This is a genomic window from Natronococcus sp. A-GB7 (assembly GCF_029688865.1).
Classification (GTDB): Archaea; Halobacteriota; Halobacteria; order Halobacteriales; family Natrialbaceae; genus Natronococcus.
Map to the genome: position 1 here is coordinate 210,440 of NZ_JARUKV010000001.1, position 25,075 is coordinate 235,514.

The 25,075-nt window shown below is 65.2% G+C and carries 22 protein-coding genes; 9 read left to right on the forward strand and 13 right to left on the reverse strand.

Features of this window, described 5'->3' with window-relative positions; genetic code table 11:
- The first annotated feature begins 43 nt into the window (after positions 1 to 43).
- Positions 44 to 1,819 carry a phospholipase D-like domain-containing protein gene (locus QA609_RS01115; RefSeq protein WP_278300736.1) on the forward strand — a complete coding sequence of 592 codons (1,776 nt, stop codon included), beginning with the start codon at positions 44 to 46 and terminating at the stop codon, positions 1,817 to 1,819.
- A gap of 13 nt (positions 1,820 to 1,832) precedes the next feature.
- On the opposite strand, the gene QA609_RS01120 is transcribed toward QA609_RS01115, so the two are convergent.
- The 7 genes from QA609_RS01120 to QA609_RS01150 form a co-directional block, all read right to left on the reverse strand.
- On the reverse strand, positions 1,833 to 2,261 hold the full coding sequence (locus QA609_RS01120) for a metal-dependent transcriptional regulator (RefSeq protein WP_278300737.1): 429 nt from the start codon (positions 2,259 to 2,261) through the stop codon (positions 1,833 to 1,835).
- 64 nt (positions 2,262 to 2,325) lie between these two features.
- Entirely contained in the window at positions 2,326 to 2,820 is a 495-nt protein-coding gene (locus tag QA609_RS01125; protein WP_278300738.1) for a ferritin-like domain-containing protein, read from the reverse strand.
- A 32-nt stretch (positions 2,821 to 2,852) separates the two neighbouring features.
- On the reverse strand, positions 2,853 to 3,599 hold the full coding sequence (locus QA609_RS01130) for a hypothetical protein (RefSeq protein ID WP_278300739.1): 747 nt from the start codon (positions 3,597 to 3,599) through the stop codon (positions 2,853 to 2,855).
- Positions 3,600 to 3,679: 80 nt separating this feature from the next.
- A complete protein-coding gene (gene sufD, locus QA609_RS01135) occupies positions 3,680 to 4,900 on the reverse strand; it encodes a Fe-S cluster assembly protein SufD (RefSeq protein ID WP_278300740.1) in 1,221 nt (406 codons plus the stop codon).
- A gap of 1 nt (position 4,901) precedes the next feature.
- Complete coding sequence (gene sufB, locus QA609_RS01140; protein WP_278300741.1) at positions 4,902 to 6,332, reverse strand: Fe-S cluster assembly protein SufB; 1,431 nt, start codon at positions 6,330 to 6,332, stop codon at positions 4,902 to 4,904.
- Positions 6,333 to 6,393: 61 nt separating this feature from the next.
- Complete coding sequence (gene sufC, locus QA609_RS01145; RefSeq protein WP_278300742.1) at positions 6,394 to 7,302, reverse strand: Fe-S cluster assembly ATPase SufC; 909 nt, start codon at positions 7,300 to 7,302, stop codon at positions 6,394 to 6,396.
- A 212-nt stretch (positions 7,303 to 7,514) separates the two neighbouring features.
- The gene (locus tag QA609_RS01150; RefSeq protein WP_278300743.1) at positions 7,515 to 11,477 is read right to left on the reverse strand and encodes a DNA polymerase domain-containing protein; all 3,963 of its coding nucleotides are present in this window, start codon (positions 11,475 to 11,477) and stop codon (positions 7,515 to 7,517) included.
- A gap of 110 nt (positions 11,478 to 11,587) precedes the next feature.
- On the opposite strand from QA609_RS01150, the gene QA609_RS01155 reads away from it, so the two are divergent.
- From QA609_RS01155 to QA609_RS01165, 3 genes are read left to right on the forward strand one after another with little or no spacing between them, the layout of a single operon-like run.
- Positions 11,588 to 11,776 (forward strand): hypothetical protein, encoded by a 189-nt coding sequence (locus QA609_RS01155; protein ID WP_278300744.1) that lies wholly within the window; start codon positions 11,588 to 11,590, stop codon positions 11,774 to 11,776.
- 54 nt (positions 11,777 to 11,830) lie between these two features.
- The gene (locus QA609_RS01160; RefSeq protein ID WP_278300745.1) at positions 11,831 to 12,349 is read left to right on the forward strand and encodes a hypothetical protein; all 519 of its coding nucleotides are present in this window, start codon (positions 11,831 to 11,833) and stop codon (positions 12,347 to 12,349) included.
- A complete protein-coding gene (locus QA609_RS01165) occupies positions 12,346 to 12,837 on the forward strand; it encodes a hypothetical protein (protein WP_278300746.1) in 492 nt (163 codons plus the stop codon). The genes QA609_RS01160 and QA609_RS01165 overlap by 4 nt, the downstream gene beginning before the upstream one ends.
- Positions 12,838 to 12,865: 28 nt before the next feature.
- Here the strand turns inward: QA609_RS01165 and rad50 are convergent, their stop codons facing one another.
- The 3 genes from rad50 to QA609_RS01180 all read right to left on the reverse strand — a co-directional run bounded on the left by rad50 (position 12,866) and on the right by QA609_RS01180 (position 17,381).
- Positions 12,866 to 15,544 (reverse strand): DNA double-strand break repair ATPase Rad50, encoded by a 2,679-nt coding sequence (gene rad50, locus QA609_RS01170; protein WP_278300747.1) that lies wholly within the window; start codon positions 15,542 to 15,544, stop codon positions 12,866 to 12,868.
- Positions 15,541 to 16,998, reverse strand: a complete 1,458-nt coding sequence (gene mre11 / locus QA609_RS01175; protein ID WP_278300748.1) for a DNA double-strand break repair protein Mre11 — start codon at positions 16,996 to 16,998, stop codon at positions 15,541 to 15,543. Before mre11 ends, rad50 begins: the two co-directional genes overlap by 4 nt.
- A 113-nt stretch (positions 16,999 to 17,111) precedes the next feature.
- Positions 17,112 to 17,381: a helix-turn-helix domain-containing protein gene (locus QA609_RS01180; RefSeq protein ID WP_278300749.1), complete on the reverse strand. Its 270-nt coding sequence runs from the start codon at positions 17,379 to 17,381 to the stop codon at positions 17,112 to 17,114.
- Positions 17,382 to 17,506: 125 nt separating this feature from the next.
- Here QA609_RS01180 and QA609_RS01185 point away from each other — a divergent pair, with 125 nt between their 5' ends.
- On the forward strand, positions 17,507 to 18,724 hold the full coding sequence (locus QA609_RS01185) for a proteasome-activating nucleotidase (RefSeq protein WP_005553679.1): 1,218 nt from the start codon (positions 17,507 to 17,509) through the stop codon (positions 18,722 to 18,724).
- A 37-nt stretch (positions 18,725 to 18,761) separates the two neighbouring features.
- On the opposite strand, the gene QA609_RS01190 is transcribed toward QA609_RS01185, so the two are convergent.
- A complete protein-coding gene (locus tag QA609_RS01190; protein ID WP_278300750.1) occupies positions 18,762 to 18,899 on the reverse strand; it encodes a hypothetical protein in 138 nt (45 codons plus the stop codon).
- A gap of 90 nt (positions 18,900 to 18,989) precedes the next feature.
- Here QA609_RS01190 and QA609_RS01195 point away from each other — a divergent pair, with 90 nt between their 5' ends.
- A complete protein-coding gene (locus QA609_RS01195; RefSeq protein WP_278300751.1) occupies positions 18,990 to 19,550 on the forward strand; it encodes a GMP synthase subunit A in 561 nt (186 codons plus the stop codon).
- A 242-nt stretch (positions 19,551 to 19,792) separates the two neighbouring features.
- A complete protein-coding gene (locus QA609_RS01200) occupies positions 19,793 to 20,698 on the forward strand; it encodes an NmrA/HSCARG family protein (protein ID WP_278300752.1) in 906 nt (301 codons plus the stop codon).
- A 14-nt stretch (positions 20,699 to 20,712) separates the two neighbouring features.
- Here QA609_RS01200 and mfnA read toward each other — a convergent pair whose 3' ends face one another.
- Positions 20,713 to 21,810, reverse strand: a complete 1,098-nt coding sequence (gene mfnA / locus QA609_RS01205; protein WP_278300886.1) for a tyrosine decarboxylase MfnA — start codon at positions 21,808 to 21,810, stop codon at positions 20,713 to 20,715.
- A 146-nt stretch (positions 21,811 to 21,956) separates the two neighbouring features.
- Here mfnA and QA609_RS01210 point away from each other — a divergent pair, with 146 nt between their 5' ends.
- Entirely contained in the window at positions 21,957 to 22,331 is a 375-nt protein-coding gene (locus tag QA609_RS01210) for a helix-turn-helix domain-containing protein (RefSeq protein ID WP_278300887.1), read from the forward strand.
- Entirely contained in the window at positions 22,321 to 22,674 is a 354-nt protein-coding gene (locus QA609_RS01215; protein WP_278300753.1) for a type II toxin-antitoxin system PemK/MazF family toxin, read from the forward strand. The genes QA609_RS01210 and QA609_RS01215 overlap by 11 nt, the downstream gene beginning before the upstream one ends.
- 36 nt (positions 22,675 to 22,710) lie before the next feature.
- Here the strand turns inward: QA609_RS01215 and ppsA are convergent, their stop codons facing one another.
- On the reverse strand, positions 22,711 to 25,053 hold the full coding sequence (gene ppsA / locus QA609_RS01220) for a phosphoenolpyruvate synthase (RefSeq protein WP_278300754.1): 2,343 nt from the start codon (positions 25,051 to 25,053) through the stop codon (positions 22,711 to 22,713).
- Between the last annotated feature and the right edge of the window lie 22 nt (positions 25,054 to 25,075).

Genomic DNA, 25,075 nt, shown 5'->3' on the forward strand with positions numbered 1-25,075 from the left:
TCTCTCCGCGGGTTTATATCCGAAAGCGCGGCCAGGAGAGCCGATGGCCTCCAGGCGAGTCGCGCTCGTACTCTGCGCGACGGCCCTGCTCGGTACTCTCCTCGGGCTCCCGCTCGCGGCGAGCCTCGGCGCCGCCTCTCCCTCGTCGGGGCTCGACGGTTCGGGCGCGACAGCCGAGCGTTCGCAGTTGACAGCCGAAGCCGACGAAGCCGACGCCCTCCGCTGTCCGCAACCGGTTGACGCTACCGAAACGGTCGCCGATCCCCGAATCGTCGAGCTGTATCCGAACCCGACGACACACGGAAACGTCGGCGAGTACCTCGTCGTCGAGACGCCGCCGGAAACCGACCTCGAGAACTGGTCGCTCACCGACGGCCACACGACCGCGCAACTCCCGAACGAGACGGTGTCGGGCCGGATCGCGCTCACGAGCGATCCCGAAGAGACCCGCGAACTGACCGACGATTCGGTCGGCGAGCTCGAGGGAACGGTGCGACTCGCCGCCGACGGGGACGACCTCGAGCTTCGAAACGGGAGCCGAACGGTAGACGCGGTGAGCTACGACCGCGCGCCGACGGCCGAGCGGTGGTACCGAACGGCCGAGATCGACGGCAGCGAGCCGAGCGACGAGACACCCGGCAGCGGCGAGTGGTGGCCCCGCGGCGCGACCTGTCTTCCGTCGTCGACCGTCGACATCGACGAGGCGACCGCGTTCGTTCTTCCCGACAGCCCCGACGTCCCGCGGGAGACGATTCGGGAGGCCGACGACCGACTCCTGGTAGCCGGCTACACGTTCACCGACGAGGACGTCGCCGCCGACCTCGTCGCGGCCGCCGACCGCGGCGTCGACGTGGCGGTACTGCTCGAGTCGGGACCCGTCGGCGGGACGCCCGCGGCGACCGAGTCCGTCGTCGAGACGCTCGAGCGCGGCGGCGTCGACGTTCGGTTCGTCGGCGGCGAGGGGGCGCGCTACCGATTTCACCACCCGAAGTACGCGGTCGCCGACGACTCAGTTCTCGTGACGAGCGAGAACTGGAAGCCCGCGGGCGTCGGCGGCGAGTCGAGTCGCGGCTGGGGCGTCCGTCTCGCGGACGACGCGCTCGCCGACGAACTGGCCGCGATCTTTCGGGCGGACTTCGAGGGCTGGGACGCCAAGTCGGGAGCGAGCTTCCGGGAGGACACCTCGTTCGTCGAGGACGACGCCGCACCGCCGCGGGAGTTTCCGGCCAACCACGGGGCAGAGACCGTGTCGATCGACGAGGCCGAGCTCCTGCTCGCGCCGGAGAACGCCGAGCCCCGGCTGCTGGAGCTACTCGACGATGCCGACGACGAGATCCTGATCAAACAGGCCAGCATCGCCGACGACGTCTCCCTGCTCGAGGCGACGCTCGACGCAGCCCGGCGGGGCGTCGACGTCCGAATCCTGCTCGATTCGAGCTGGTACGTCGAGGACGAACACGAGACGCTGGCGGACGACCTCGAACGCACCGCTGACGACGAGGAGCTGTCGCTCGAGGTAACACTCGTCGAGGACACCGACGCGTTCGAGAAGATCCACGCGAAAGGGATCGTGATCGACCGCGAGGTCGCCGTCGTCGGCAGCGCGAACTGGAACGAAAACTCGCTGCAAAACAACCGCGAGGTATTGCTCGCCCTGCACGGAACGGAAGCGGCGACGTACTACGCCGACGTCTTCGAGAGCGATCAGGATACCGGCGACGCCTGGTTGCTTCCGTTCGAACTCTCCGTCGCGGTCGTCGTCGCACTCGCGGTTGCGGCGGTCGTCGGTCACCGATACGTGCGATTCGGTTCGGAGTAGCCGGTTTCGGCCGCTAATCCGCCCGGGTGGAGGCCTCGAGGTACTTGCAACAGTCCGCCTCGGGGTCGAAACAGTCCGGACACTCCTCGGGGCGGTCGATGATCGTGTCGAGCCGGTCGGCGACGGTGTCGTCGATCACCGCTTCGAGCGCGTGGGCTTCCTCCCGGAACTCCTCGACCTCGAGGACGTTCGCGAGGAACCGCTCGATGATGCAGTAGGTCTGGAGAGCGTCGTGGGCGCGCTCGAGTCCCTCGTCGGTCAGGCTCGCCCCCTTGTACTTCTCGTGTTCGACCAGGCCGCGCTCCTCGAGCTTGCCGATCATCTCGTTGACGCTGGCCGGGCTAACCTCGAGCAGGTCGGCGAGCGTGCCGGTCGAGGCCGGGCCGTCGTCGATGCGCTGTGCGAGGTAGATCGCCTTGAGATACTGGTCTGCGGTGTTCATCGCGTCCCTCCGTCGGTGTCGGTCCGGCTGCGATCCGTCGGTCGTCGCTCGGTCGGGGCGCCGATCATGCTCTGCGCTCCATAATCTCGGTAACTTCTTCGACGCCCTCTCGTTCCTCCTCGCGGATGTCGTACAGCGTCTCGAGGAGCCGATCGCGGTCGATGGCGAACGCCGCGTCGGACGCTTCGATCGCCTCGATCAGGTCGTCGTAGAACTTGTAAGCGGTCTCCTCGTTACAGAGCTGATCGTAGAGCACGCCGTCGGTGTCCTCGGGAGGACCGTACTGTGCGTCGACCAGAGCGTTGATCTCCTCGTAGGCGACCGTCTCGGCGTCGAGGTCGTCGACCAGTGTCTCGAGTCGCTCGCGGTGCTCGGCCGATTCCTCGGCGGCCTCGGCGAGCAGCGCCCGTACCTCGTCGTCGATCGCCTCGCGCTCGTCGGCCGGCAGCGACTCGAGGTGGTGGGCCGCGCGTGACTCGACCACCTCCTCCAGGACGACCCCGATCTGGAGGAGTCGGGCGAGCTGGTGGTCGCTCGAGACGCGCTGTCCCAGACTCATACACGTACCGTCGGTGAGCGTGCTACTTAACTTCAGGCATCCCGCCTCTGAGTGCTGCCGACGTACCGCCAGACGCGGCTGCCGGCACCGCCCTCGACCGCGTCGACCTGCTCGAAGACGTCTTTGAGAAACGCCCACCAGCCGTCTGCGGTTTCGTAGCCGGCTGGATGAGAGTCGTACAGCTCCGCGACGACCGCCGCCTTCTTCGTCTGCCCCTCGTCGCGAAGGAAGGCGATCGCGCGTCCGGCGACGGTCCGTCGCCGCTCGCGTCGATCCGCGGATCGACCCGGAACCGACAGCGCGTCGAGATCGACGAGATCGGAACCGGGCCGGAGCGTCTCCCGCCCGATCGGGGTCGTCGATCGGTACTCGAGGCCCGTCTCGACGTCCCGGTCCAGCCGACTGCGCGTCTCGGCGATCGCCCGCCGCGAGAATTCGTCGAGGCGATCGACCCGGACCGTCTCGAGGACGGTCGCATCCGCGCCGACGTCGTCCTCGGAAACTCTGATGACACGCTCCGGAGTCAGCGATCCCGGAGCGTCGTCGAATCCGGGGGTTTCGGTCGACCCACTCGTGTCGTCCGCGTCCGTCGTGGTCGAAGCCCGGTCCTCGGACTCGATCCCGAGCCCGTCCGCTCGAGGTCGAGCGTCCTCGGGCGCGTCCCGTCGATCGACGATCCACCGGACGTAGGCGTCTCGACTCTCGAACCCGAGCAGCCGTCGCTCCGTCTCGAGTTGCTCGAGCGTTTCGGCGTCGAACGCGACCGACAGCCCCGGCATTACCGATCGGTACCGGGCTTCGATACAAAAAAGCTCGTCAGACGGACGAAAACGGAGTGTCCGAACCGCTTCGATCCTCGTCAGTCGCGCTTCCGGAGACGCGCCGCGACGAGGTCCTCGAGGTCCTCACGGAGTTCGTCGACCGCGATCTCGTCGAGGACGGGCACGAAGAACCCTTCGACGAGCATGTTGCGTGCGGCTCGGGGCGAGATACCTCGGGAGGTCATATACAGCAGATCCTCCTGATCGATCTGGCCGACCGTCGCGGAGTGGCTGGCCTCGGTGTCGTGGTTGTTGATGATCAGCTTCGGCGAGGCGTCGGCCTCGCTTTCGTCACTGAGCATCAGCGTGTTCTCGCGCTGGTAGGAGCTGGTGTCCCACGCGTCGCGACCGACGTCCTGGACACCCTCGTACACCGAGCGAGCGATGTCGTCGGTGACGCCGCGGGTGACGAGGTCTGCCGTCGTGTGCTCGGCGCGGTGCCAGACCTTCGCGTCGAGGTCGAAGTGCTGGTCGTTGTGGCCGTAGAAGGCACCGACGATCTGGGTCTCCGAGGAGTCGCCGTTGAGCTCCGTGGAGACGCCGGACTTGGTCAGCTGCGTGCCGAAGTTGACCTCGATCCAGTTGATCGTCGCGTAGGTGTCGGCGTCGCCGCGCTTGAGCGCGAAGTTGTAGGCCTCCTCCGAGAGGTTCTGGAGACTGCCGTACTGAACGTTGCTGTTCTCGCCGGCGACGACCTCGACGATTCCGCTGTAGTACTGCTCTTCGGCCTCCTCGCCGGTCGACTGACGCTCCATGATCGTGACCGAGGAAGACTCCTCGGTGACGACGAGCGTGTAGTTGAACAGCGAGCTGGAGTTCTGCTCGGTTCGGATCGTCACGTCCTCGGCGTCAACGCCCTCGGGGACGTAGACCACGGTCCCGGTGCTGAACAGCGCCGTGGACAGGGCCGTCAGGTAGTTCTCCTGGGGGTCGACGATCGAGCCGAAGTGCTCCTTCAGGAGCTCCTCGTGTTCGGCAACGGCGTCGCTCCAGGGCAGAACCTCGGCTTCGTCGGGACCGACCTGGTCCTTGTTCTCCGCCGCGTTCAGCGGGTCGACGAGCGACTCGAAATCGAGCTCGTGGAGGTTCGTCCAGTCTCGACCCGGCGTCCGGATGACGTCGGGCATATCGAGCTCCTCGAGGGCTTCGAGCGCCTCGAGACGGGTCTCGAGCAGCCAGTCGGGCTCGTCCAGCCCGTCGGAAATCTCGCGTACCTGTTCCTCCGTCAGATTGGCGTGTACCTGCGTTCCTGCGCTCATATTATCCGAGGCTCCCCTCCATCTCGAGTTCGATGAGGCGGTTGAGTTCGACCGCGTACTCGATGGGCAGTTCCTCCGTGATCGGCTCGATGAAGCCGGCGACGATCATCTTCTTGGCGTCGTCGTCGTCCAGGCCGCGGCTCTGGAGGTAGAAGATGTCCTCGTCGCCGATCTTGCCGACGGTCGCCTCGTGGGCGACGTCGACCTTCGACTCCTCGATCTCCATGTACGGCATCGTGTCGCTGGTCGACTCGTTGTCGAACATCAGCGCGTCACACTCGACCGCGGTGCTCGAGTTCTCGGCGCCGTCGGCAATGTGGACGAGGCCGCGATAGTTGGTGCGGCCGCCGTCCTTCGAGATCGACTTCGACTCGATGGTCGAGCTCGTGTCGGGCGCGTTGTGGTAGACCTTCGCGCCGGTGTCGATGTCCTGGTCCTCGCCCGCGAAGGCGATGGTGATGTGGGTGTCCGTCGCGCCGCGACCCTTGAGAATCGTACACGGATAGAGCATGGTGGCCTTCGAGCCCATCGAGCCCGAGACCCACTCCATCGTTCCGTTCTCCTCACAGATCGCGCGCTTGGTGTTGAGGTTGAACGTGTTCTTCGACCAGTTCTGGACCGTCGAGTACTGGACGTGGGCGTCCTCGCCGACGAACACCTCGACGCCTCCGCTGTGGAGGTTGTGGGTGCCGTACTTCGGTGCGGAACAGCCCTCGATGTAGTGGACCTCCGAACCCTCCTCGGCGATGATGAGCGTGTGCTCGAACTGGCCCATCCCCTCGGAGTTCATGCGGAAGTACGCCTGCACGGGCATCTCGACGGTGACGTCCTCGGGGACGTAGACGAACGAGCCGCCCGACCAGACGGCGCCGTGGAGTGCGGCGAACTTGTTGTCGCTCGGGGGGACGCAGGTCGTCATGAAGTGCTCCTTGACGAGCTCAGGGTGCTCCTGAACCGCCTTGTCCATGTTCATGAAGACGACGCCCTTCTCCTCCCACTGCTCTTGCATGTTCTGGTAGACGACCTCAGACTCGTACTGAGCGCCGACGCCCGAGAGGGCGTTCTTCTCGGCTTCCGGGATGCCCAGCTTGTCGAAGGTGTCCTTGATCTCGTCGGGGAGCTCGGTCCAGTCGTCGACGCCTTCGCGCTTGTCGACGTCCGGGCGGATGTAGGGAACGATCTCCTCGATGTCCAGCTCGGTCAGATCGGGCTGACCGGGCCAGTCGGTCGGCATCGGCATGTTCTGGTACTGCTTGAGCGCGCGCAGACGCCGCTCGAGCATCCAGTCGGGTTCGTCCTTGTCCTCGGAGATCATGCGGATGACCTCTTCGGTCAGGCCCTTGTCGGACTTGACGGCGGCGTTCTGCTCCTTCTTGAACTCGAAGCGCGCCTCGGTGTCGGTTTCTTTGAGGTGGTCTTGTTCGGAACTCATGATTGGTATGTATTCGTGTTTACGGCTGCAGCGTTATTACGGTTGTTCTAGTCGAATTCGGTTACGCCGTGCCGTAGACCTCTTCGCGGACCCAGTCGTACCCCTTGTCCTCGAGCTCCTCGGCGAGGGAAGCGTCGCCGCTCTTGGCGATCTGACCGTCGAGCATCACGTGGACGTGATCGGGCTCGACGTAGTCGAGGATGCGCTGGTAGTGGGTGATCTGAAGGATCCCGGTGCCCTGCTCGTCGCGCAGGGCGTTGATCCCGTTCGAGACGTCCTGGAGGCGGTCGATGTCGAGCCCCGAGTCGATCTCGTCGAGGACGGCGACCGACGGCTCGAGGATGGCTGCCTGAAGGACCTCGTTCTGTTTCTTCTCCCCGCCGGAGAAGCCGGCGTTGAGGTATCGCTGGGCGAACCGCTCGTCCATGTCCAGCTGCTCCATCTTCTCCTGGAGGATCTCCTGGAACTCGGCGACGCCGACCTCGCCCTCGTCGACGTTTCCTTCCATCGGGGACGTCTCGAAGCCGGCCTCCTCCTCTTCCTCCTCGTCGCCGTCTTCGCCCTCGAAGAGCTCCTCGCGCTCCTCGATCTTGGCGTTGAGCGCCGTGCGCAGGAAGTTGACCATCGTGACGCCCTCGATCTCGGCGGGGTACTGGAAGCCGAGGAAGACGCCGAGCGCCGCGCGCTCGTTGGGTTCGAGTTCGAGCAGGTTCCAGGTGCGCTGGTCCTCGTCGATCTCGATGTCCTCGCCGAACTCGTCGTCCTCGAGGTGGAGCAGGACCTCACCTTCGGTGACGTCGTAGGCCGGGTGGCCGGCGATGACCTTTGCACAGGTCGACTTCCCGGAGCCGTTCGGTCCCATCAGGGCGTGGATCTCGCCCGACTCGACCTCGAGGTTGACGCCCTCGAGGATCTTCTCGTCACCGTCCGCCACTTCCGCGTGCAGGTTGCGTAGTTCGAGGCGTGCCATAGTAGTCTGTCGTGTGAACCGTGGGTCGTCTGCCTGATAACGGTTTCGTATGCGGTTGGATACGGTTTCGAATAACCAAGAATATTTTATTGAGCGGGAATCACCGCCGGAGTATCCGAAACCCCTACTGGCAGTGACTCCGAGTCATTCGGTCGGCACAGCCGCCTAATCTGCCCCAGGCGGACGAATTACTCAGTTCCCTCGAGCGGCCCCTACCAGTACTGGTCGAGCCCGGTCTGCTCCTGACCCGACTTTATCTCCTCCCAGGAGACGTCCAGCGCCTCGAGGATCCGCGAGATCGGTCCCTTCAGGGTCTTCTCGAGCATCGTGTCGTAGTCGACCGCGAACTCCTCGGGAATCTGATCGTCGTACTCGAAGCAGATAACGTCGGGATCGCGCTTGAACGCACCGTAGACGGGATCCCGGCGCGCGTCGAGCCCTTCCTCGTCCTCGAGTCGCTCGAAGAAGGCGGGATCGACGCGCTCGAGGTAGAGCCGTTTCGGCTTGCTTCCGCGCTGGAAGTTCGTTCCGAGCACCCGGTTTGCGTACTTCGCGCCCCGAACCTGGGCCGTATCCGTGTCGTAGTTGTCCAGACGCTTGCCGATCCCGCCCGGGATGGAGATCTCCTCGAGGCTCACCTCGCCCGCGCGGACGTCCTCGATGACTCCCTGGACGTACTCCTTGGCGCCCTCGACGTCGCCGTCCCTGACGATCATCTCGATCACCCGGTGTTGGACCTCCTTGGTGATCGGCGCGATGTCCGAGCGCTGGTACTCGAAGCCGACGATGTCGATGTCGTCGACGTCCTTGCCCTCCTTCCAGGTGATGTGGCCGGCGTAGCGTTTCTTCTTGCCCGCCTGGAAGAAGCGCCGGTAGAGCTTCTCGAACTCGATCTGGAAGCGGTGGAACTCCGCGTTGAGTTCGTCGCGCGCGAAGTCGTCGTAACGGTCGTTGATGTGCTCCTCGATGTCGAAGGACTGCTCGAGGGCCTCCTCCTTCGAGACGCCGGGTCCGAGCTCGAGCATGACGCTGTCGGTGTCGCCGTAGGTGACCTGGTAGTCGATCTCGTTCGCGGCCGTCTCGGTGAACTCGATGACTTCTCGCCCAGTGGCAGTGATCGCGGAGGCCGCTTCCTTGTCGTACAGACGGAACTGTTCCCATCCGGAGACGCCGTACAGCGATTGGCCGACGAACTGGAACTTTCCGTTTCGTCCTGCGAGCAGCGTGTGATTGTCCTCGACGGTAACACAGTAGACGCCGTTCTCGGCCGTGCTCCGGGACGAGCTTCGATGCATCCGAAGCGTGTTCTTCGACGCTTCCGTCACGTAGATCCGCCACGTCCCGCTGTCTCGGCTGTAGTTGGCGGTCAGGCCGAGGTGTGCACAGAGCCGAAGAACGTCGTCGCGAAGCTCGTCGCTCGAGGTAGAGTATCGCCAGGAGTTCACCTGTCGATCGCCGTCCCCGTCGATGAGAACCTCCAGAAACCGTCGCTTCTGTCGACGGCTACACTCGAAGACGAGGTCGGGAATTCGTTTCTCGAAACTCCCGTCGCCACAGCGTTCGGTCACGAGATCGCCGAGAAGCTTCGACGTGATCGTATACGACCGATCGTCGACGTACGAGTCGAATCCCATCCCGTCAAGGAGGTCACCGATCGTCGTGTGGTGATTTTCACCCCCATCAGCGACGGGACGATCGTCCTGCGCGAGCTTGACGGTCGTCGCAGAGCCACGGAAGTTCTCGCCGAACTGCTTGTCCTCGGACGTGTAGACGTTCCCTTCCGTGACGAACCACGCGAGGAGATCGAGGAAGTCGTCCCCGTCGTACGTCCGCGGAATCCACTTCCGGCCGGATTCACGGTGAACGAAGCTCGTCTCACAGACGTCTTCGATATACTCGCGGTGCTGTTCGAACTCCTCGGCAGTGAACACGTAGCCCACTTCCCCCACGTCGGCTTTCGGCACGCGGCGGGGCGTCCACCCCAACTCCGCGGTGAACGTGTGGCCGTGTACGGACGGCCGAACCCACACCTCGTACTCGCCGTCGATCAGCTCCGTAAGGTCGACGCTCTCGAGTTTGTCACCGTCGGGACCCTCCCAATCGTGGGGAAGTTCGTAGTTCGTCGCCCGGTCGAGATCGCCCGCCTCGACGAACCTGTATTCGTCTTCCGTGATCCCGTTCGTCTCGTTCTTGCGGACGAGCATTCGGTGGTTCGGCGTGACGCTGAAATCTATCTTGCTCGTCTCGATATCGATCAGATCGCCGTCATAGTCGGGGTAGGAATGGGTCTCGACGACGGGCTTGATTTCCAGTTCCTCCGTTTTCGGATCGAGCGAGTACACCTCGTCGCTGACCTCGAGATCGGTGATATCTCGGACGCCCTCGGGAGTCAACACCTCCGTATCTGGCGTGAAGCAGTTCATGATGACCTTCACCGCACCCTGCTGGCGGTCGTACTGCTCGTAGGCCGGCGTTCCGGGTTCGTGTTCGTTCCGGAGTCCCTTCTTCTCCTCGCGCTCGGCGAGCAGCTCCGTGATCATCTCGCGCATCACGCCGTCGGGCTCCTTGCGAAAGTGGATGGGCTCGGGTTGGGTTGGCGCGGTGTAGGTCTCGCCGTCGTACTCGTCGGGATCGACCCGCGTCTCCGGCGAGGCGTTGACCGTCGTCATACACATCGGATACAGCGACTTCAGGTCCAGTACGGTAACGTTCTCCTTGACGCCCGTAATCGGGTCGAAGACGGCCCCGCCCTCGTACTCCTCGCCGGCCTCCTGCTGGCCCTTCGATGGTAAGGCGAACTGCCCGTGGGCCTGGTGGAGGACGTACATGTCGACCGCATCGCCGGGCGTGGGAGCGTCCTCTAACTTGCAGCCGACGAACGCGCGCACCTCGTCCCAGAACGGAATGATGCTCTGCTGGCGGTCGAGCTCGACGCAGATTTCGACGTCCCGAAGGTTGTACGCGAGCAGCTGCGTGGGATCACCCTCCCAGAGGTCGCCGATGTCGCCCGCGTAGCGTTCCTTGCCGACGCCGAGTTCGGACTCGCCGACGGCGTCCAGTCGGTACGAATCGAGCTCGGAGAAGACCATCCGCTGGTAGCCGTACAGCAGGTCGAAGACGACCCGACCCTTGATATCGGGGCCGCCCCAGTTGCTGCGCCAGACCTCGTCGATCCGCGAGAGCCGGTCGATCTCGAGGTCGTACTCGTGGCCGCCCTGGAGGACCTCGAGGCGATCCAGCAGGTACGGCGCGTCGAAGTCCTCGAAGTTCCACCCCGTCAGCACGTCGGGATCCGTTTCCCGAATATAGTCGACGAACGCCTCGAGCATCGCCTCCTCCTCGTCGAAACTCCGCACCTCGTGGTCGAGCGGTCCCTCGATGGGGTCGTACTCCTCGATCGCGTCGGGGATCGGCCCGTCGCCGATCGGCGCCTCGTAGAGCCACATGACGTACTCGTCGCGGTACGAATCGTGGCTCGTGAGACAGATGATCGGCTCCTCGCCGTCCTCGGGGAACCCGGAGCGGTCGTCGACCTCGATGTCGAACGTCTGTACCCGGGGTTCGGCGTCGACGTCGACCGCCTCGACCTCCTCGTGGGGGACGACCAGCGAGTCGTCGTCGGCCCGTCGCTCGGGGACGCGGATCCCGCTGCGGACGTCCTTGTCGATGAGAAACCGGTTCGGGAACAGAATGTCGGCCTCGTAGTGTTCGAACTCGTCGCGGACCTGTCCGACGTCCCGGGGCGTCTGGCCGAAGATCTTCGTCAGCTTCTCGCCGCGAATACTCTCGTAGGGCTCTCCGTTTCGATCCTCCTCACGACTGCCGGTGAGACGGTCGTAAGCCTCCTCGGGCGGCCGCTCGAGGCTCTCGGTTGGCGCGTAGAAGTACGGGCGAAAGCCGACGACCTGGACGTGCTCGAGGTCGCCGTCGGAAGTTCGGCCGAAGACGTGCATGATCGGGCGCTCGTCGTCGCCGTAGCCGGCGATGGTGTAGTCAACCTGCATCACGGCGAGCTCGAGTGCCCCCGTCGGCTCCGGAAGCGTTTCCTCGCGAACGTCGACCACGGTTGTGCTCTCTCCCGTCCCGTCGCCGGCGACGGCGGCTGCCTCTTCGTCCGGCCGTTCGGAAGACTCGCGGGAAAACTCCGCGAGTCCGGTCTGGCCCGCCTCGGTCATTGTGTCGACGTTTGGCGCCGCCGGTTAAAAACCCACCATTCCCGTCGATACCACGCAAAACTGAAGGAAGAACAAAGCATATAATGTGGTAACACATAGCAAGGGCTACGGTGACCGACGTGTCCATTCGAGCCAACGAAGACGAGGTGGCGAATCGAGACGAACCGAGTAGCGAACCCGAGGGCACAGCGACGATCGAGGCCTACGAGATCGAAGATGGCGTCGTGTTCTACGACGCGGAGAACCCCCTCGCGTGGGTCGAGACGAACAGGACGCTGACGCTCGAGGAGTTCGTCTGAGGCTCCCGCGGGTGAACGCGAATCCTTTTCCTTGCGCTTCCCGTCTTCGACCGTGTGGTGTTCGACCGATCCGAACACGAACCCGAGGAGTGGGACCCCGAGGAGGAGTTTACCGACCCCGACAGCGACTCGCTGACGATTCCGAAAGTGTCAACCGAGGACGCGGGATCCGACCTCGGGTCGGATCTGCGCTCGGAGTTCGAGTCGACAGCCGACTCGGAGGCGGCGGTCGAAACCGACGTCTCGAGCGACCTGCTGCAGGCGTTCTGGTCGATCGTCCTCGTCGTCAACGCGGCCGTGCTCGCGTTCTCGCTCGGCGTGTTGTTCCTGCTCTTCGACGGCCCCTCGACGAACGCGTTCGTTCTCGTCGCCGGCGGACTCGTTCTCTCCGGGTTCGCCGTCTACCGCTACCGAGGCTACCAGGCGACGAACCGCGAGAACCCGCCGACAGCCGACGACGGGGCGGATGACGACGACGACGTCGACACGGATACCGCACCGCCAACACCCGGCGAAACGACTTCGGAGCCGGAGTCCGAACACCGATCACCCGACGACCCCGACCGCACATGAAACCCGTCCAAGACGACACCGGGAAGCGATACGTCCTTCTCAAACGTTCCGAGCACGCGAGTCTCGTTCGCGATCCCGAAACCGGAAACGAGTGTTACGTCCAGAACGACCGCCTCGAGCACCTCGCAGAGGAGTCCGTCCTCGAGACCGCCGCTCGGACGGTCGAGGGACCCGTCAGAACGCTGCTGTCGGCCGTCCACGACGAGACCGGTCTCGGGCTGCTCGTCGAACTCGGCAAGCGCGGCCCGCTTGGCGTTCGCGAGATGATGGATACCTACGACTGCTGCGAGAGCGATCTTCACGGCCGGCTCACGGTGCTGACGGCGGCGGACCTGATCGCCGAAACCGACGTCGCCGGCGAGCGCGGGTATCGACTCACCGACGACGCCGAGACCGCACTCGAGACGATCGGTGCCGATATCGGCGAGGAGTCGGCGGCCACTCGCTCGACCGACGACGGTCCGTCCGGGAACGACTCCGACTCCTGACCGAATCTCCTCGCCGTTTTCGAACCCGTCAGTCCGAGGTCAGCAGCGCCGCCTCCGTCGGCCGGCCGCGCTCGAGCCGGGATCGGTTCGAGGTCGCGTCCTTCTCGACGCGGACCAGCGAGTCGGCCGCACCGATCAGCTCCTCGTCGTGGCTGACGACGACGATCTGTTCGACGCCCAGATCCCGCATCGACTCGACCAGCGAGACCAGCTGCGTGACGTGTCCCGAGTCGAGGAAGACCGTCGGCTCGTCCAGAATGAGCGGCGGCATCGGCGCGGTTCCCTCGACGCCCTCCGCGAGCAGCCGGTAGATGGCACACCGCAGACTGAGATTAAAGAGCGCTCGCTCTCCGCCCGAGAGCTGTTCGGGCTCGAGCGGTTCGCCGTCCTTCTGGTAGACGGTCAGTCGGTACTCCCCGTCCAGATCGATCGCGGCGTAGGAGTCGTTCTGGTAGACCAGGTCGAAGGTCTCGTTCAGCAGTCGCTCGAGGGTCTCGACGTTTCGCTGGCGAAGCTCCGCGCGCAACTCCCCGTAGGTCGTCTGCAGGGTCTCGGCCTCGTCGTACAGCGAGTCGAGCTGCTCGAGTTTCCCCTCGACGGTCTCGAGGCGTTCTCGAAGCCGCTCGAGCTCCTCGATCTTCTCCTCGACGCCGCCGATCTTCCCCTGTAGCTCGTCGCGGTCGGCCTCGAGCTGCTCGAGTTTCTCCTCGACCTTCTCGAGGTACTGCTCGGCGTTGGACTTCTCGGTCCGGGCGGTCTCGATCCGATCGTCGTCGAACTCGGACTCGAGTTCGCGCTTGCGTTCGCGGTCGGCCGAGAGCTGGTCGCGGCGCTCGTCGTTCATCGTCTCCCAGTCCGCGCGTCGCTCCCGTAGCGTCTCGATCTCGTGCGCGAGTTCGGCGCGCTCGGTCTCGATCTCGCTCGCTCGACGAAGCGTCTCCAGGCGCTCCTTGATCTCGCCGCGCTCGGCGTTGATCTCGCCGAGTTCGGTCCGCGCGTCCGCGACCTCGCTCTCGAGGTCGCTCGCCCGCTCGCGTTTCGTCTCGGCCTCGCGCTCGTGCTCGTCGGCCTCCTCGCGGAGTCGGTCCCGCTGCTCCCGTCGGTCCTCGAGGCTCTCGCGCTTCTCTTCGAGCAGCTGTGTGACGTTCTCACGGTTCTCCTCGAGGCGGTCGACGCGTCGCTCGGCCTCGACCAGCGACTCGGCGCGCTCGATTCGCTCGTCGAGCTCCTCGCGGTCGTCCTCGAGCCCCGACAGCCGCTTCTCGAGCGTCGTGAGCGTCTCGCGTTTCTCCTCGAGGACGTCGACGTGAGGCGAGTCCGCGACGTCCTGGCCGCACTCGGGGCACTTCCCCTCCTCGCGGAGCCGTTCGCCCTCCTCGATCGCGTTCTCGATCGACCGGACCTCGGCGGTGACGTCGTTGATCGTCGAGACCAGCTCCTCGCGGTCGTCTTCGAGCTCCGCGAGGCGGGAGTCGGCCTCGCCGAACTCGATCGGTGCGCCGTCGAACGCCGAGCGGGCGGACTCGATGTCGTCCTCGAGGTCGTCGACTTTCCCCTCGCGGTCCGTGATGGCCTCGCGGTCGTCCTCGATCCGCTCGTCGAGCTCGTCGGCCTCCTCGCGGGCCCGCTCGGCCTGGGACTCGAGCTCGTCGGCCTCCTCGCGCAGCCGCTCGACCTCGCCGTTGCGCTCCGTGATCGAGACGCGGACGTCCTCGAGGTCGTCCCGGAGCTCCTCGTCGCGGGCCTCCAGTTCCTCGATTCGGGACCCGACCGCGTCGGCGTCGCCCGTTTCGAGTTCGGTGGCCGCGAGCAGCGACTCGCGTTCGTCCGCGAGCTCCTCGCGGTCGCTCCTGCGCTCGCGGAGGGTCTCGCCGGCGTTCTCGCGCTTTCGCTCGGTCTCGTCGATCTTCGAGCGCAGCTCCTCGATCCCCTCCTCGAGGTCGGCGATCTCCTCGCGGGTCTCCTCGTGGCGCTCGAGGACGTCCGCGGCCGTCTCGAGGGTCTCCCGCGCGTTCTCGCGCTGGGACTCGAAGCGCTCGATGTCCGAGACGACGTCGGCGTGACTCGACTCGAGCGCGTTCAGCCGGTCGTGGAGCTCCTGGTCTTCCTTGCGCTTCACCTGCGTCCGGAGATCCTCGAGCACCTCGCGCTGGCCGTCGAGCACCGACTTGACGCCGAGTCGGGCGTCGCTCGCCCGCTCGCGGTACTCCTCGAGCGCGCCCAGCTGCAGGAGGTCGTCGATCATGTCCTGGCGCTCGCCCGGCGAGGCGTGGATCAGCTTGTTCACCTCGCCCTGGCGGACGTACGCGCAGTTGACGAACGCCTCGGCGTCCATCCGCAGCAGCTCGGTCACCTCGTGACGGACGTCCCGCGCCCCCTCGATCGTCCCGTCCGGACCCTCGAGGACGCACTTGGTCGTCGTCGCGCGGTCGCCTCGCAGTTTGAGTCGGCGCTCGACGCGGTAGCTCTCGCCGTCGTGAGTGAACTCGAGTTCGACCTCACACTCCTCCTCGCCGGTCGTGATCACGTCGTCGAGGGTGCGATCACCCAGCGCCTTCGAGCCGTACAGCGCGAAGAAGACGGCCTCGAGCAGCGTCGACTTCCCGCTTCCGTTGACGCCGTGGACGATCGTTACACCGCGCTCGAGGCCGAGCTCGGCCTCGCCGTAACACTTGAAGTTCCGCAGGCGAACGCGGTCGACTCTCATTCGAAATCACCCAGCGAGGCGTACTCGCCGTCGGAGCTCGGCTTCGGCTCGGTCCGGTCCCCCGACTCCGCGTCATCGGTCTCGTCGGCCGACGGTCGGTCCGCTTCGGTTCCGTCGCCGTCGGCAGTGTCCTCGGACGCCGCGGCGACGTCGGGTTCGGAGTCCGCGCTCGAGTCGTCCGTCGCGGATTCGTCGGCGGCCGCTTCCGTCGCCGCGTCGGTCGTTTCCCCGCCGTTCGCCTGTACGTCGACCGCTTCCGCGTCGTCCGCGTCCGTCAGCTGATCCGCGACCGTCGACACGTCCTCGTCGCTCGGCTTCCGATCGGGTGCGGGTTCGAACGCCGTCTCGTCGTCCTCGAGCAGCTCTCGCGTGCGTCGCTCGACCTGTTCGCGGACGTTCGCGTCCGCGAGGTCGTCGTCGCGAACGGTGCGGTCGATCTCGAGGGCGGCGTCGCTGAGGCCGAGTTCGCGGACCCGCTCGCGGACCGCGTCGTCGGGGTTGGCGAAGCTGACCGAGACGCCCTCGCCCTCGTCGGGCAGCTCCCGGCGGTCGTTCACGCGAGCGACGAGCGCGCCGCGGTCGACGGCGAGCTCCTCGACGGCTGCGGGCGCGATCGGCTTCCCCTCGCCCTCGATCGTGACGATGACGACCGCGTCATCGAGGTCGTGCTGACGGACTCGTTCCTGGACCCGGTCGACGCCCTCGCCCTCGGCGAGTTCGATGTCGACGAAGACGAACTCGCGGGTCGACTCGAGGCCGCGACGGCGGATCGCCGGCTCCTGACCGGGTTCGAACGCGACGAGGTTGTACCCCCGATCCTCGCGCTCGCTTGCGCTCGCCCGCTCGGTGGAGCCGCAGTAGGTAACCCACGTCTCCCGTAGCTCGGCGGTGTCGGGGTGGTGGTTGTCGCCCAGCAGGACGGCGTCGAAGTCGACGGTCGACTCCGCGAGCAGCCGTTCGGTGTCCCAGTCCGCGTGGGGGAACGGCTCGAACAGCCCGTGGCTCACGAGTGCGGCGTGTGCCGCCTCGTCGGGAAGAGGTGCGAACTCGTACTCGAGGTCCTCGCGTCGGGATCGGGGCACGAAGTCGAGCCCGTAGAACGCGACGTTGCCGAGTACGTACGGCTCGGCACCGAGTCGAGTCGCGAGCCCCAGATCGGCGAAGAGATCGAGCCACTGGGCGTCGCGTTTCCCTTCGTGGTTGCCGACGACCGCGAGGAAGGGGACGTCGGCGTCCTCGAGCGAGCGAAGGATCTCGACGGTTCCCTGAAGATCGACCAGGTTCGGCCGACGGTCGTGAAAGAGATCGCCCGCGTGGATCACGGCGTCTACGTCGCCCTCGATAGCGTCCTCGGCTACGCTCCGGAACGCCTCGAGGAAATCCCGTCGTCGCTCGGGCGAGTTGTACTGCTGGTACCCGATGTGGGTGTCGCCCGTGTGTATCACCCGCGTCATCTACCGGGAGTTGATTACGGGGCCCTAAATGGATTCCGCGACCGGACTGAAAGTAGAGCGCGCTGACGAAAACGGAACGGCGACCCGTGGATGGAATCGGCGAGAGCGTCTCGCTACGACTCGATGTCGAGGCTGTACAGACGCTTGCGCGCGTCCGAGAACGAGAAGCGGGAGTCGATGACGTTCTCCTCGTCGAGTCGGTTCAGCGCGTACCGAACCGTCCGTGCCGGCAGGAGCGTCTCCTCGGCGATCTGCTGTTGGGTCATGGTGTCGTTGTACTCGAGAACCTTGGCGACGAGTTTCGCACTCGGTGGGAGCTCGCGGACGTCGTCCCACGACCCCCGGTTCGTGGGTTCGGGCTGTGGCGACTCTAGAGAACTCATCCTGTACTCCCATTACGAATACGGCCTGATAATATTTTCTATTCCATTCTATGTTCTATGGTAATATTCCTGTAGGGCTGTAGTTACCCGAAGCCTCTTATGAGCCAACACCCAACTCACGAGTGATGAGCGACACTGTGGACGACGTCGACCTCCCCTACGACGAGGACGAGGCGTCCCAACAGGAGAAAATCCAAGCACTCGAGGATCGGTTAGAGATTCTCGAGTCGCAAAACGAGGAGATGCGCGACAAGCTCCTCGATGCGAACGCCGAGAACAACAAGTACCAGCAGAAGCTCGAGCGGCTTACCCACGAGAACAAGAAGCTCAAGCAGTCTCCCCTGTTTGTCGCCACGGTCCAGGAACTGACGGACGAAGGCGTCATCATCAAACAACACGGGAACAACCAGGAGGCGCTGACCGAAGTGACAGAGGAGATGCGCGAGGACATCGAGCCCGATGCCCGCGTGGCCGTCAACAACTCGCTGTCGATCGTCAAGACCCTCTCGAACGAGACCGACGTCCGGGCCCGCGTGATGGAAGTCACCGAGAGCCCCGAGGTCAGCTACGAGGACATCGGCGGCCTCGAGGAGCAGATGCAGGAAGTGCGGGAAACCGTCGAGATGCCCCTCGAGAAGCCCGAGATGTTCGACGACGTCGGCATCGAACCCCCGAGCGGCGTCCTGCTGTACGGTCCGCCCGGCACCGGGAAGACGATGCTCGCCAAGGCAGTGGCCAACCAGACCGACGCCACCTTCATCAAGATGGCCGGCTCCGAGCTGGTCCACAAGTTCATCGGTGAGGGCGCGAAGCTCGTGCGGGACCTGTTCAAGGTCGCTCGCGAGCACGAGCCAGCCGTCATCTTCATCGACGAGATCGACGCCATCGCCGCCAAGCGCACGGAGTCCAAAACGTCGGGTGACGCCGAGGTTCAGCGGACGATGATGCAGCTTCTGAGCGAGATGGACGGCTTCGAGGACCGCGGCGAGATCCGCATCATCGCCGCCACCAACCGCTTCGACATGCTCGATCGCGCGATCCTCCGGCCGGGCCGGTTCGATCGGCTCATCGAGGTCCCCAAGCCCAACCAGGAGGGCCGCGAGATCATCTTCGAGATCCACACCCGCGGCATGAACGTCGCCGACGACGTCGACTTCTCGGAGCTGGCCGCCGAGGCCGAGGAGGCCTCCGGCGCCGACGTCAAGGCGATCTGCACCGAGGCCGGGATGTTCGCCATCCGCGACGACCGCACCGAGATCCGGATGGAGGACTTCCGTGGCGCCTGGGAGAAAGTTCAGGCCGAGACCGACGAGACCGACGAGGTCTCGAAGACGTTCGCCTGATCGGACTGTCGGGTCGACTCGTCCCGTCGTTTTCTCTCTACAGCGCGACGAAGACGAGCCACGGCACTACGAACAGCGCCACCGTCAGCACGGCGAGAATCAGGAGGTAGCCGACGACGGTGCTTCCCGCAGTGAGCCAGGCGGGATGCTCGAATTCGCGCATATCGATTGCCATGTGGGTACGAACCGGGGAGGCGTCCATAAACGTACCGACGCACTCGCGGTTCCGGTCCGCTTTTACCGGCCCACTGGCTATACGGTCGTAATGACGAAGATCGTCGTGGTGGACAATCACGGACAGTTCACCCATCTCGAGCAGCGAGCGCTTCGGGACCTGGGCATCCAGACGGAACTGATCGACAACGACACGGACCCCGCGGAGGTCGACGCCGACGGCGTCGTCCTCTCCGGCGGTCCCGACATGGATCGGATCGGCCGCTCGGCGGAGTACCTCGAGTCCGACGTCCCCGTCCTCGGCATCTGTCTCGGGATGCAACTGATCGCGACGGAACTCGGTGGCTCCGTCGGCAGCGGCGAGTACGGCGGCTACGCCGACGTGACCGTCGACATTGTCGACGAGAACGATCCGCTCACCGGTAGCCTCCACCCCGAAACCCGTGTCTGGGCGAGCCACGCCGACGAGGTCACCGAACTCCCCGAGGGGTTCGAACTCACCGCCCACAGCGACGTCTGTGACGTCGAGGCGATGAGCGACACCGACCGGGACCTCTACGGCGTCCAGTGGCACCCTGAAGTAGCCCACACCGAGGAAGGCGAGGAAATCTTCGAGAACTTCCTCGAGATCTGCGAGGAAAACGGCGTGTAACGAGAGGGGAGTCGCTACTCGTCCCCGGTTTGCGTTTCGCTCTTTTCGAACCGACCTTCCGAACAGCGACGGCTCGAGCGCACAGCGGGCCGATAACACCGGTGTTACGTGGTATCTCCGATGTCGCCAAACGCGTATATGGTTACGTGACGAATCAGGTAACGTAATGCAACCACAAACCGACGCCGCTCGAGCCGAGTCCGCCGCACCGATCGCGACCGACGAACGGAGGGTGAACTGAGATGAGTACGAGTGTTCTCGTCACCGGCGCAACCGGCAACCAGGGCGGTGCGGTCGTCGACCACCTGCTCGAGAGCGATACCGAGTTCGACGTCTACGGACTGACCCGGGACGCCTCGAGCGAGACGGCTCAGGAACTGTCCGAGCGAGGGGTAACGATGGTCGAAGGCAATTTGGACGAGACGGAGTCGTTCGCGCCCCACGTCGCCGAGGTCGACGCCGTCTTCGCCGTCACAAACTTCTGGACCCAGGGGTACGACGCACAGGTCCAGCAGGGGAAGAATATCGCCGAGGTCGCCGCCGACGAAGGCGTCGAGCAGTTCGTCCTCAGCGGCGTCGGCAGCCACTGGGAGGACACCGGCGTCCCCCACTTCGACTCGGCACAGGAGATCGATCAGCACGCACAGGATCTCGAGCTCCCGATGACGGTTCTCGGCCCCGTGTTCTTCTTCCAGAACTTCGAGGCGTTCGCCGAGGACGTCGTCGAAGACGGCCAGATCGCGCTACCCCTCGAGGAGGGCGTCTCGCTGCAGATGATCGACACCGACGACGTCGGCCACGCCGCCGCCGTCGCGCTCGCGGACCCCGAGGCGTTCGTCGGCGAGCGGATCGAACTCGCGGGCGACGAGCTCAGCCTGGCGGAAGCCGCGGAGACCCTCTCAGAGGTGACGGGCCGGGACGTCGAGCCGGTTCACGTCCCGATCGAGGACGCCTACGACTCCTTCGGCGAGGAGTTTACGGTCATGTGCGAGTGGTTCAACGAGGTCGGCTACAGCGCGGATCTCGAGGGACTCGAGGAGCGCTTCGGCTTCGAGTTCACCGAGTTCGAGAGCTACCTCCGCGAGCACGGCTGGGAGGACAAGGAGGGGATGGCCTCGGTTCCGGGCTGGGTCAAGGCGATGCAGTAGAACTCGAGCCGTTCTCAATCGTCGCTCGCGACGGGCACGCTTGCGCGGACCTCGAGTCGATCCAGGTCGCCGACGAAGGAGGCGAGCATCTCGCGGGTGACGTGGGGCATGCAGACGACCCGAAGCTCGCCCGTCGCGGTTCTGGAGAGCCGCCACCCCTTCGCCCGGAGCGCGTCGAACGTCGGTCGAGGGACCGACGCCGCAACCAGCGGCAGGGTCGGCTCGACGACTTCGTATCCTCGCTTCTCGAGGGCGTCGGCCAGCCACTCGGCGTTGTGCTGCGAGCGGACGTACTGCTCGCGGTACCCCTCGGGCCACAACGCCTCCATCGCCGCCACGGCGCTGGCGACGCCCGCACCCGACCGAGTCCCGGTCAGCGTCGCCTGGGCGGTCGACTCGAGATACGGCGTGTCGACGGCGAGTTCGTCGAGTAGCGACTCGGAACGGGCGAGCAGTCCTCCGGCGGGAACCGCGGCCTGGCCCATCTTGTGGGGGTCGATCGCCATCGTGTCGACGGGTGCGTGGCCGAAGTGCCACTCGTGGTCCGTGAAGGGAAGGACGAACCCGCCCCAGGCGGCGTCGACGTGTAATAGGGCACCGACCGAGTCGGCGATTCGGCCGAGTTCGGGGATCGGATCGACCCGACCGTACTCCGTGGTTCCGGCGACGCCGACGACCATGGCGGTGTCCGCATCGACGGAGGCTCGAACCGCCTCGAGGTCCGCCCGGTGGTCGTCGTCGGTCGGCACGAGTCGGAGCTCGACCTCGAGCACGTCCGCGGCCTTCTGAAAGCTGAAGTGGCCCGACTCGGAGATGACGACGTTCGGCCTCGGCGAGTCGGCCCGCTCGCGGGCGATCCGGACCGCCTGGACGTTCGCCTCCGTCCCGCCGCTGGCGACGTAGCCGACGGGATCCTCGAGGCCGGCGACCTCGCCGAGCAGGTCGACGGCCTCGTCCTCGAGGGCCGCGACCCGCTGGTAGGTGGCGGGATCGCCGGGGTTCGTCGCGAGAAACCGTTCGGCCGCATCGCGCGCGTCCGGGTGGGGTTCCGTACACATCGAGGATAGCACCCGGTCGAACGCCTGCGGCTCCGCTTGCATATCACTCAGCAGTCGGGTCAGCCGCTTAGTAGTTGCGTTCTCCCCGAACGGACCGTCCTCAGGGGTGGCGGTCTGCTCGATCGATGGCAGATACTCCGTTACACTACATACAGAGATACACTAGGAACACTTACGGGCGATCGGCGGTAAGAACACGTATGGCGATCGACATCGAAACGTTCGAGAAGACACCTGAAGACGAACTCCGGGAGCTAAGTAATCCGGAGAAGGTTCTGCAATTTCTAATCGCGAACGACGATCAAGCGTTCAAAGCAACGGAGATAGCCGAACGAACGGAAATCAACCGGAACTCGATTAGCACCGTCCTCGGCCGGCTCGAGGACCGCGACCTCGTCCGTCACAAAGGGGAATACTGGGCGATCGGCGACCGAGAACGGATTCGGTCGTTCGACCGATATCGACGGGCAACCGAACGGCTAAACGAACGATACGGGCCAGAGGACAAGGATGCGTGGCGAGCGCATGCAGTCGGCGCGGAGACACGGAACGACGGATCGGATGATGGCGAGTGACTTCGAGCGCTGTGACGTCTGCTACGGAGCGGACCCGTTCAAAGGTGACGACTACGCTCGGCCGTGGTTGATCATCAGTAACGAACAGCACCCGTTTCAGGGAGAACAGTACGTCGTGCTGGCGTTAACGACTCGAACGTGGCACGACGGGTTCGTTCGTATTTCCGAGGACGAATGGATCGAAGGCGGCACGCCGAAGCCGAGTAGTATCGTCCCGTGGAGCGTCGAAACGATCGAACGCGGGGATATCGAATTTCGGCAGGGACGAATCGAGAGCAGTCTCGTCGACGGGACGGTTGCTGAACTTACCGACTACCTTCGATCCGAAACGGTCGCCCGATAGCCGACACGAAATCGCGAACCGAACGACTGTCCTCGATCAGCGCACCGAGTCGAGCAACAGCTTCTGCTCGACGCGCTTGACTTCGTGTTGGACGTCACGGACGGCGTCGATGTTCGCCGAGATCGAGTGGATCCCCTCGTTGACGAGGAACTGGACCATCTCGGGTTTCGAGCCGGCCTGGCCGCAGATGCTCGTGTCGACGTCGTGTTCGCGACAGGTCTCGATGACGTCGGCGATCAAGCGGAGTACGGAGGGGTGGAGCTCGTCGAAGCGGTCGGCGACGTGCTCGTTGTTGCGATCGACCGCGAGCGTGTACTGTGTGAGGTCGTTCGTCCCGAAGGAGGCGAAGTCGATCCCGGCGTCGGCCATTCCCTCGACGGCCAGCGCCGAGGCCGGCGTCTCGATCATCACGCCCCAGGTTCGCTTCTCGGGGTCGATCCCCGCCTCGGTCATGAGCTGCTTGGTCCGGTAGACGTCCTCGGCGTCGTTGACCAGCGGGAACATGATCTCGACGTTGTCGTAGCCCATCTCGTACAGCCGGCGGAACGCCTCGAGCTCGTGGGCGAAGACGTCGGGTCGATCGAGTGAACGGCGGATCCCTCGATAGCCCAGCATCGGATTGTGCTCGTGGGGTTCGTCCTCGCCGCCCTCGAGCTGGCGGAACTCGTCGGTCGGCGCGTCCAGGGTCCGGACGCGGACGGGTCGGGGGTAGAACTCGTCGGCGACGCCGCGAACGCCCTGTACGAGCTCCTTGATGTAGGCGTCCTCACCGTTCTCTTCGATGAACTTCGCTGGCGTCTGGTTCAGCGAGAGGATCATGTGCTCCGTGCGAAGCAGCCCGACCCCGTCGGCACCGGTCGCGGCGGCCCGCTCTGCAGCCTCCGGAATGGAGACGTTGACCTTGACCTCGGTCGCGGTCATCGGCTTGACCGGCGACTGCGGGCGTACCTCCTCGACGGGTTCGGCCTCCTCCTCGGGCGAGACGACGTCACCCTCGAGGACCGAGCCCTTGTCGCCGTCGAGCGTGACGACCTGGCCGTCCTCGAGGACGGTCGTGGCGTTGGTCGTGCCGACGATCGCGGGCACGCCGAGTTCGCGGGAGACGATGGCCGCGTGGCTGGTCATTCCGCCCTCGTCGGTGATGATCCCTGCGGCGCGTTTCATCGCGGGTACCATGTCGGGCATCGTCATCTCGGTGACGATGATGTCGCCCTCGCCGACTTTGTCGAGTTCGTCGAGCTTGGTGACGATCCGAGCGGCGCCGCTGACCCGACCCGGACTCGAGCCCAGGCCGTCGACCACCACGTCGCCCGTCCCGGCTCCGGTCGCGCTCTCGGAGCTGTCGGCGGGCTGGGTCTGCGTCCCGCTCCCATCGGTGAGCCCCGCCGTGATGTCGCCGGCGTCGGTGGCGCTCGTCGCGTCGGCGTCGCCCTCGTCGATCGTCGTGATCGGTCGCGACTGGAGCATGAAGACCTCGCCGTCGAGGATCGCCCACTCGACGTCCTGAGGGGTGTCGTAGTGGTCCTCGACGTGCTCGCCGAGCTCGACGAGTCGGTCGATCTCCTCCGACGAGAGGACGCGGGCGGTGCGTTTGTCCTCCGGAACCTCGATCTCGTGGGTTTCGCCGGTTTCCTCGTCCTTGGTGTGCATCACCTTCTTTTCGGCGATGGTAACGTCGGTGTCACCGCCATCCCGCGGAACGATGTAGTTGTCCGGGGAGACGGCCCCCGAGACGACGGCCTCGCCAAGTCCCCACGCGGCCTCGATGATCATCGTGGGATCGCCGGTCGAGGGGTGACTCGTGAACATGACGCCGGATTTCTCGGCCTCGACCATCTGCTGGACGACGACGGCGATGTTCACCGCGGAGTGGTCGAACCCCTTCTCCTGTCGATAGTAGATCGCCCGCTGAGTGAAAAGAGAGGCCCAGCAGCTCCGGACGCGGTCGAGCAGGTCGTCCTCGGTGATGTTGAGGTAGGTCTCCTGCTGGCCGGCGAAGGAGGCGTCCGGAAGGTCCTCGGCGGTCGCGGAGGAGCGGACGGCGACGAACGCCTCCTCGCCCGAATCGCCGACCCGTCGGTAGGCCTCGAGGATCTCCTCGCGAACGTCCTCGGGGAACGGCGTCTCGAGGATGAGTTCCTGGGCGCGCTCGGCCGCCCCCGCGAGCGCGCTCGAGTCGTCGACGTCGACGTCGACGACCTCGAACAGTTCCTCGTCGATGTTCGCGTTCTCGATGAACGATCGGTAGGTGTCCGCAGTTACGACGAAGCCAGGTGGGACGGGAAGTCCAGCGCCCGTGAGCTCGCCCAGAGAAGCTCCCTTGCCGCCGACTCTCTCGAGGTCACCGGCGCTGATCTCGTCCAACCAGAGTACAGCCATCTGTAGCTGGAAGGTCACCGGA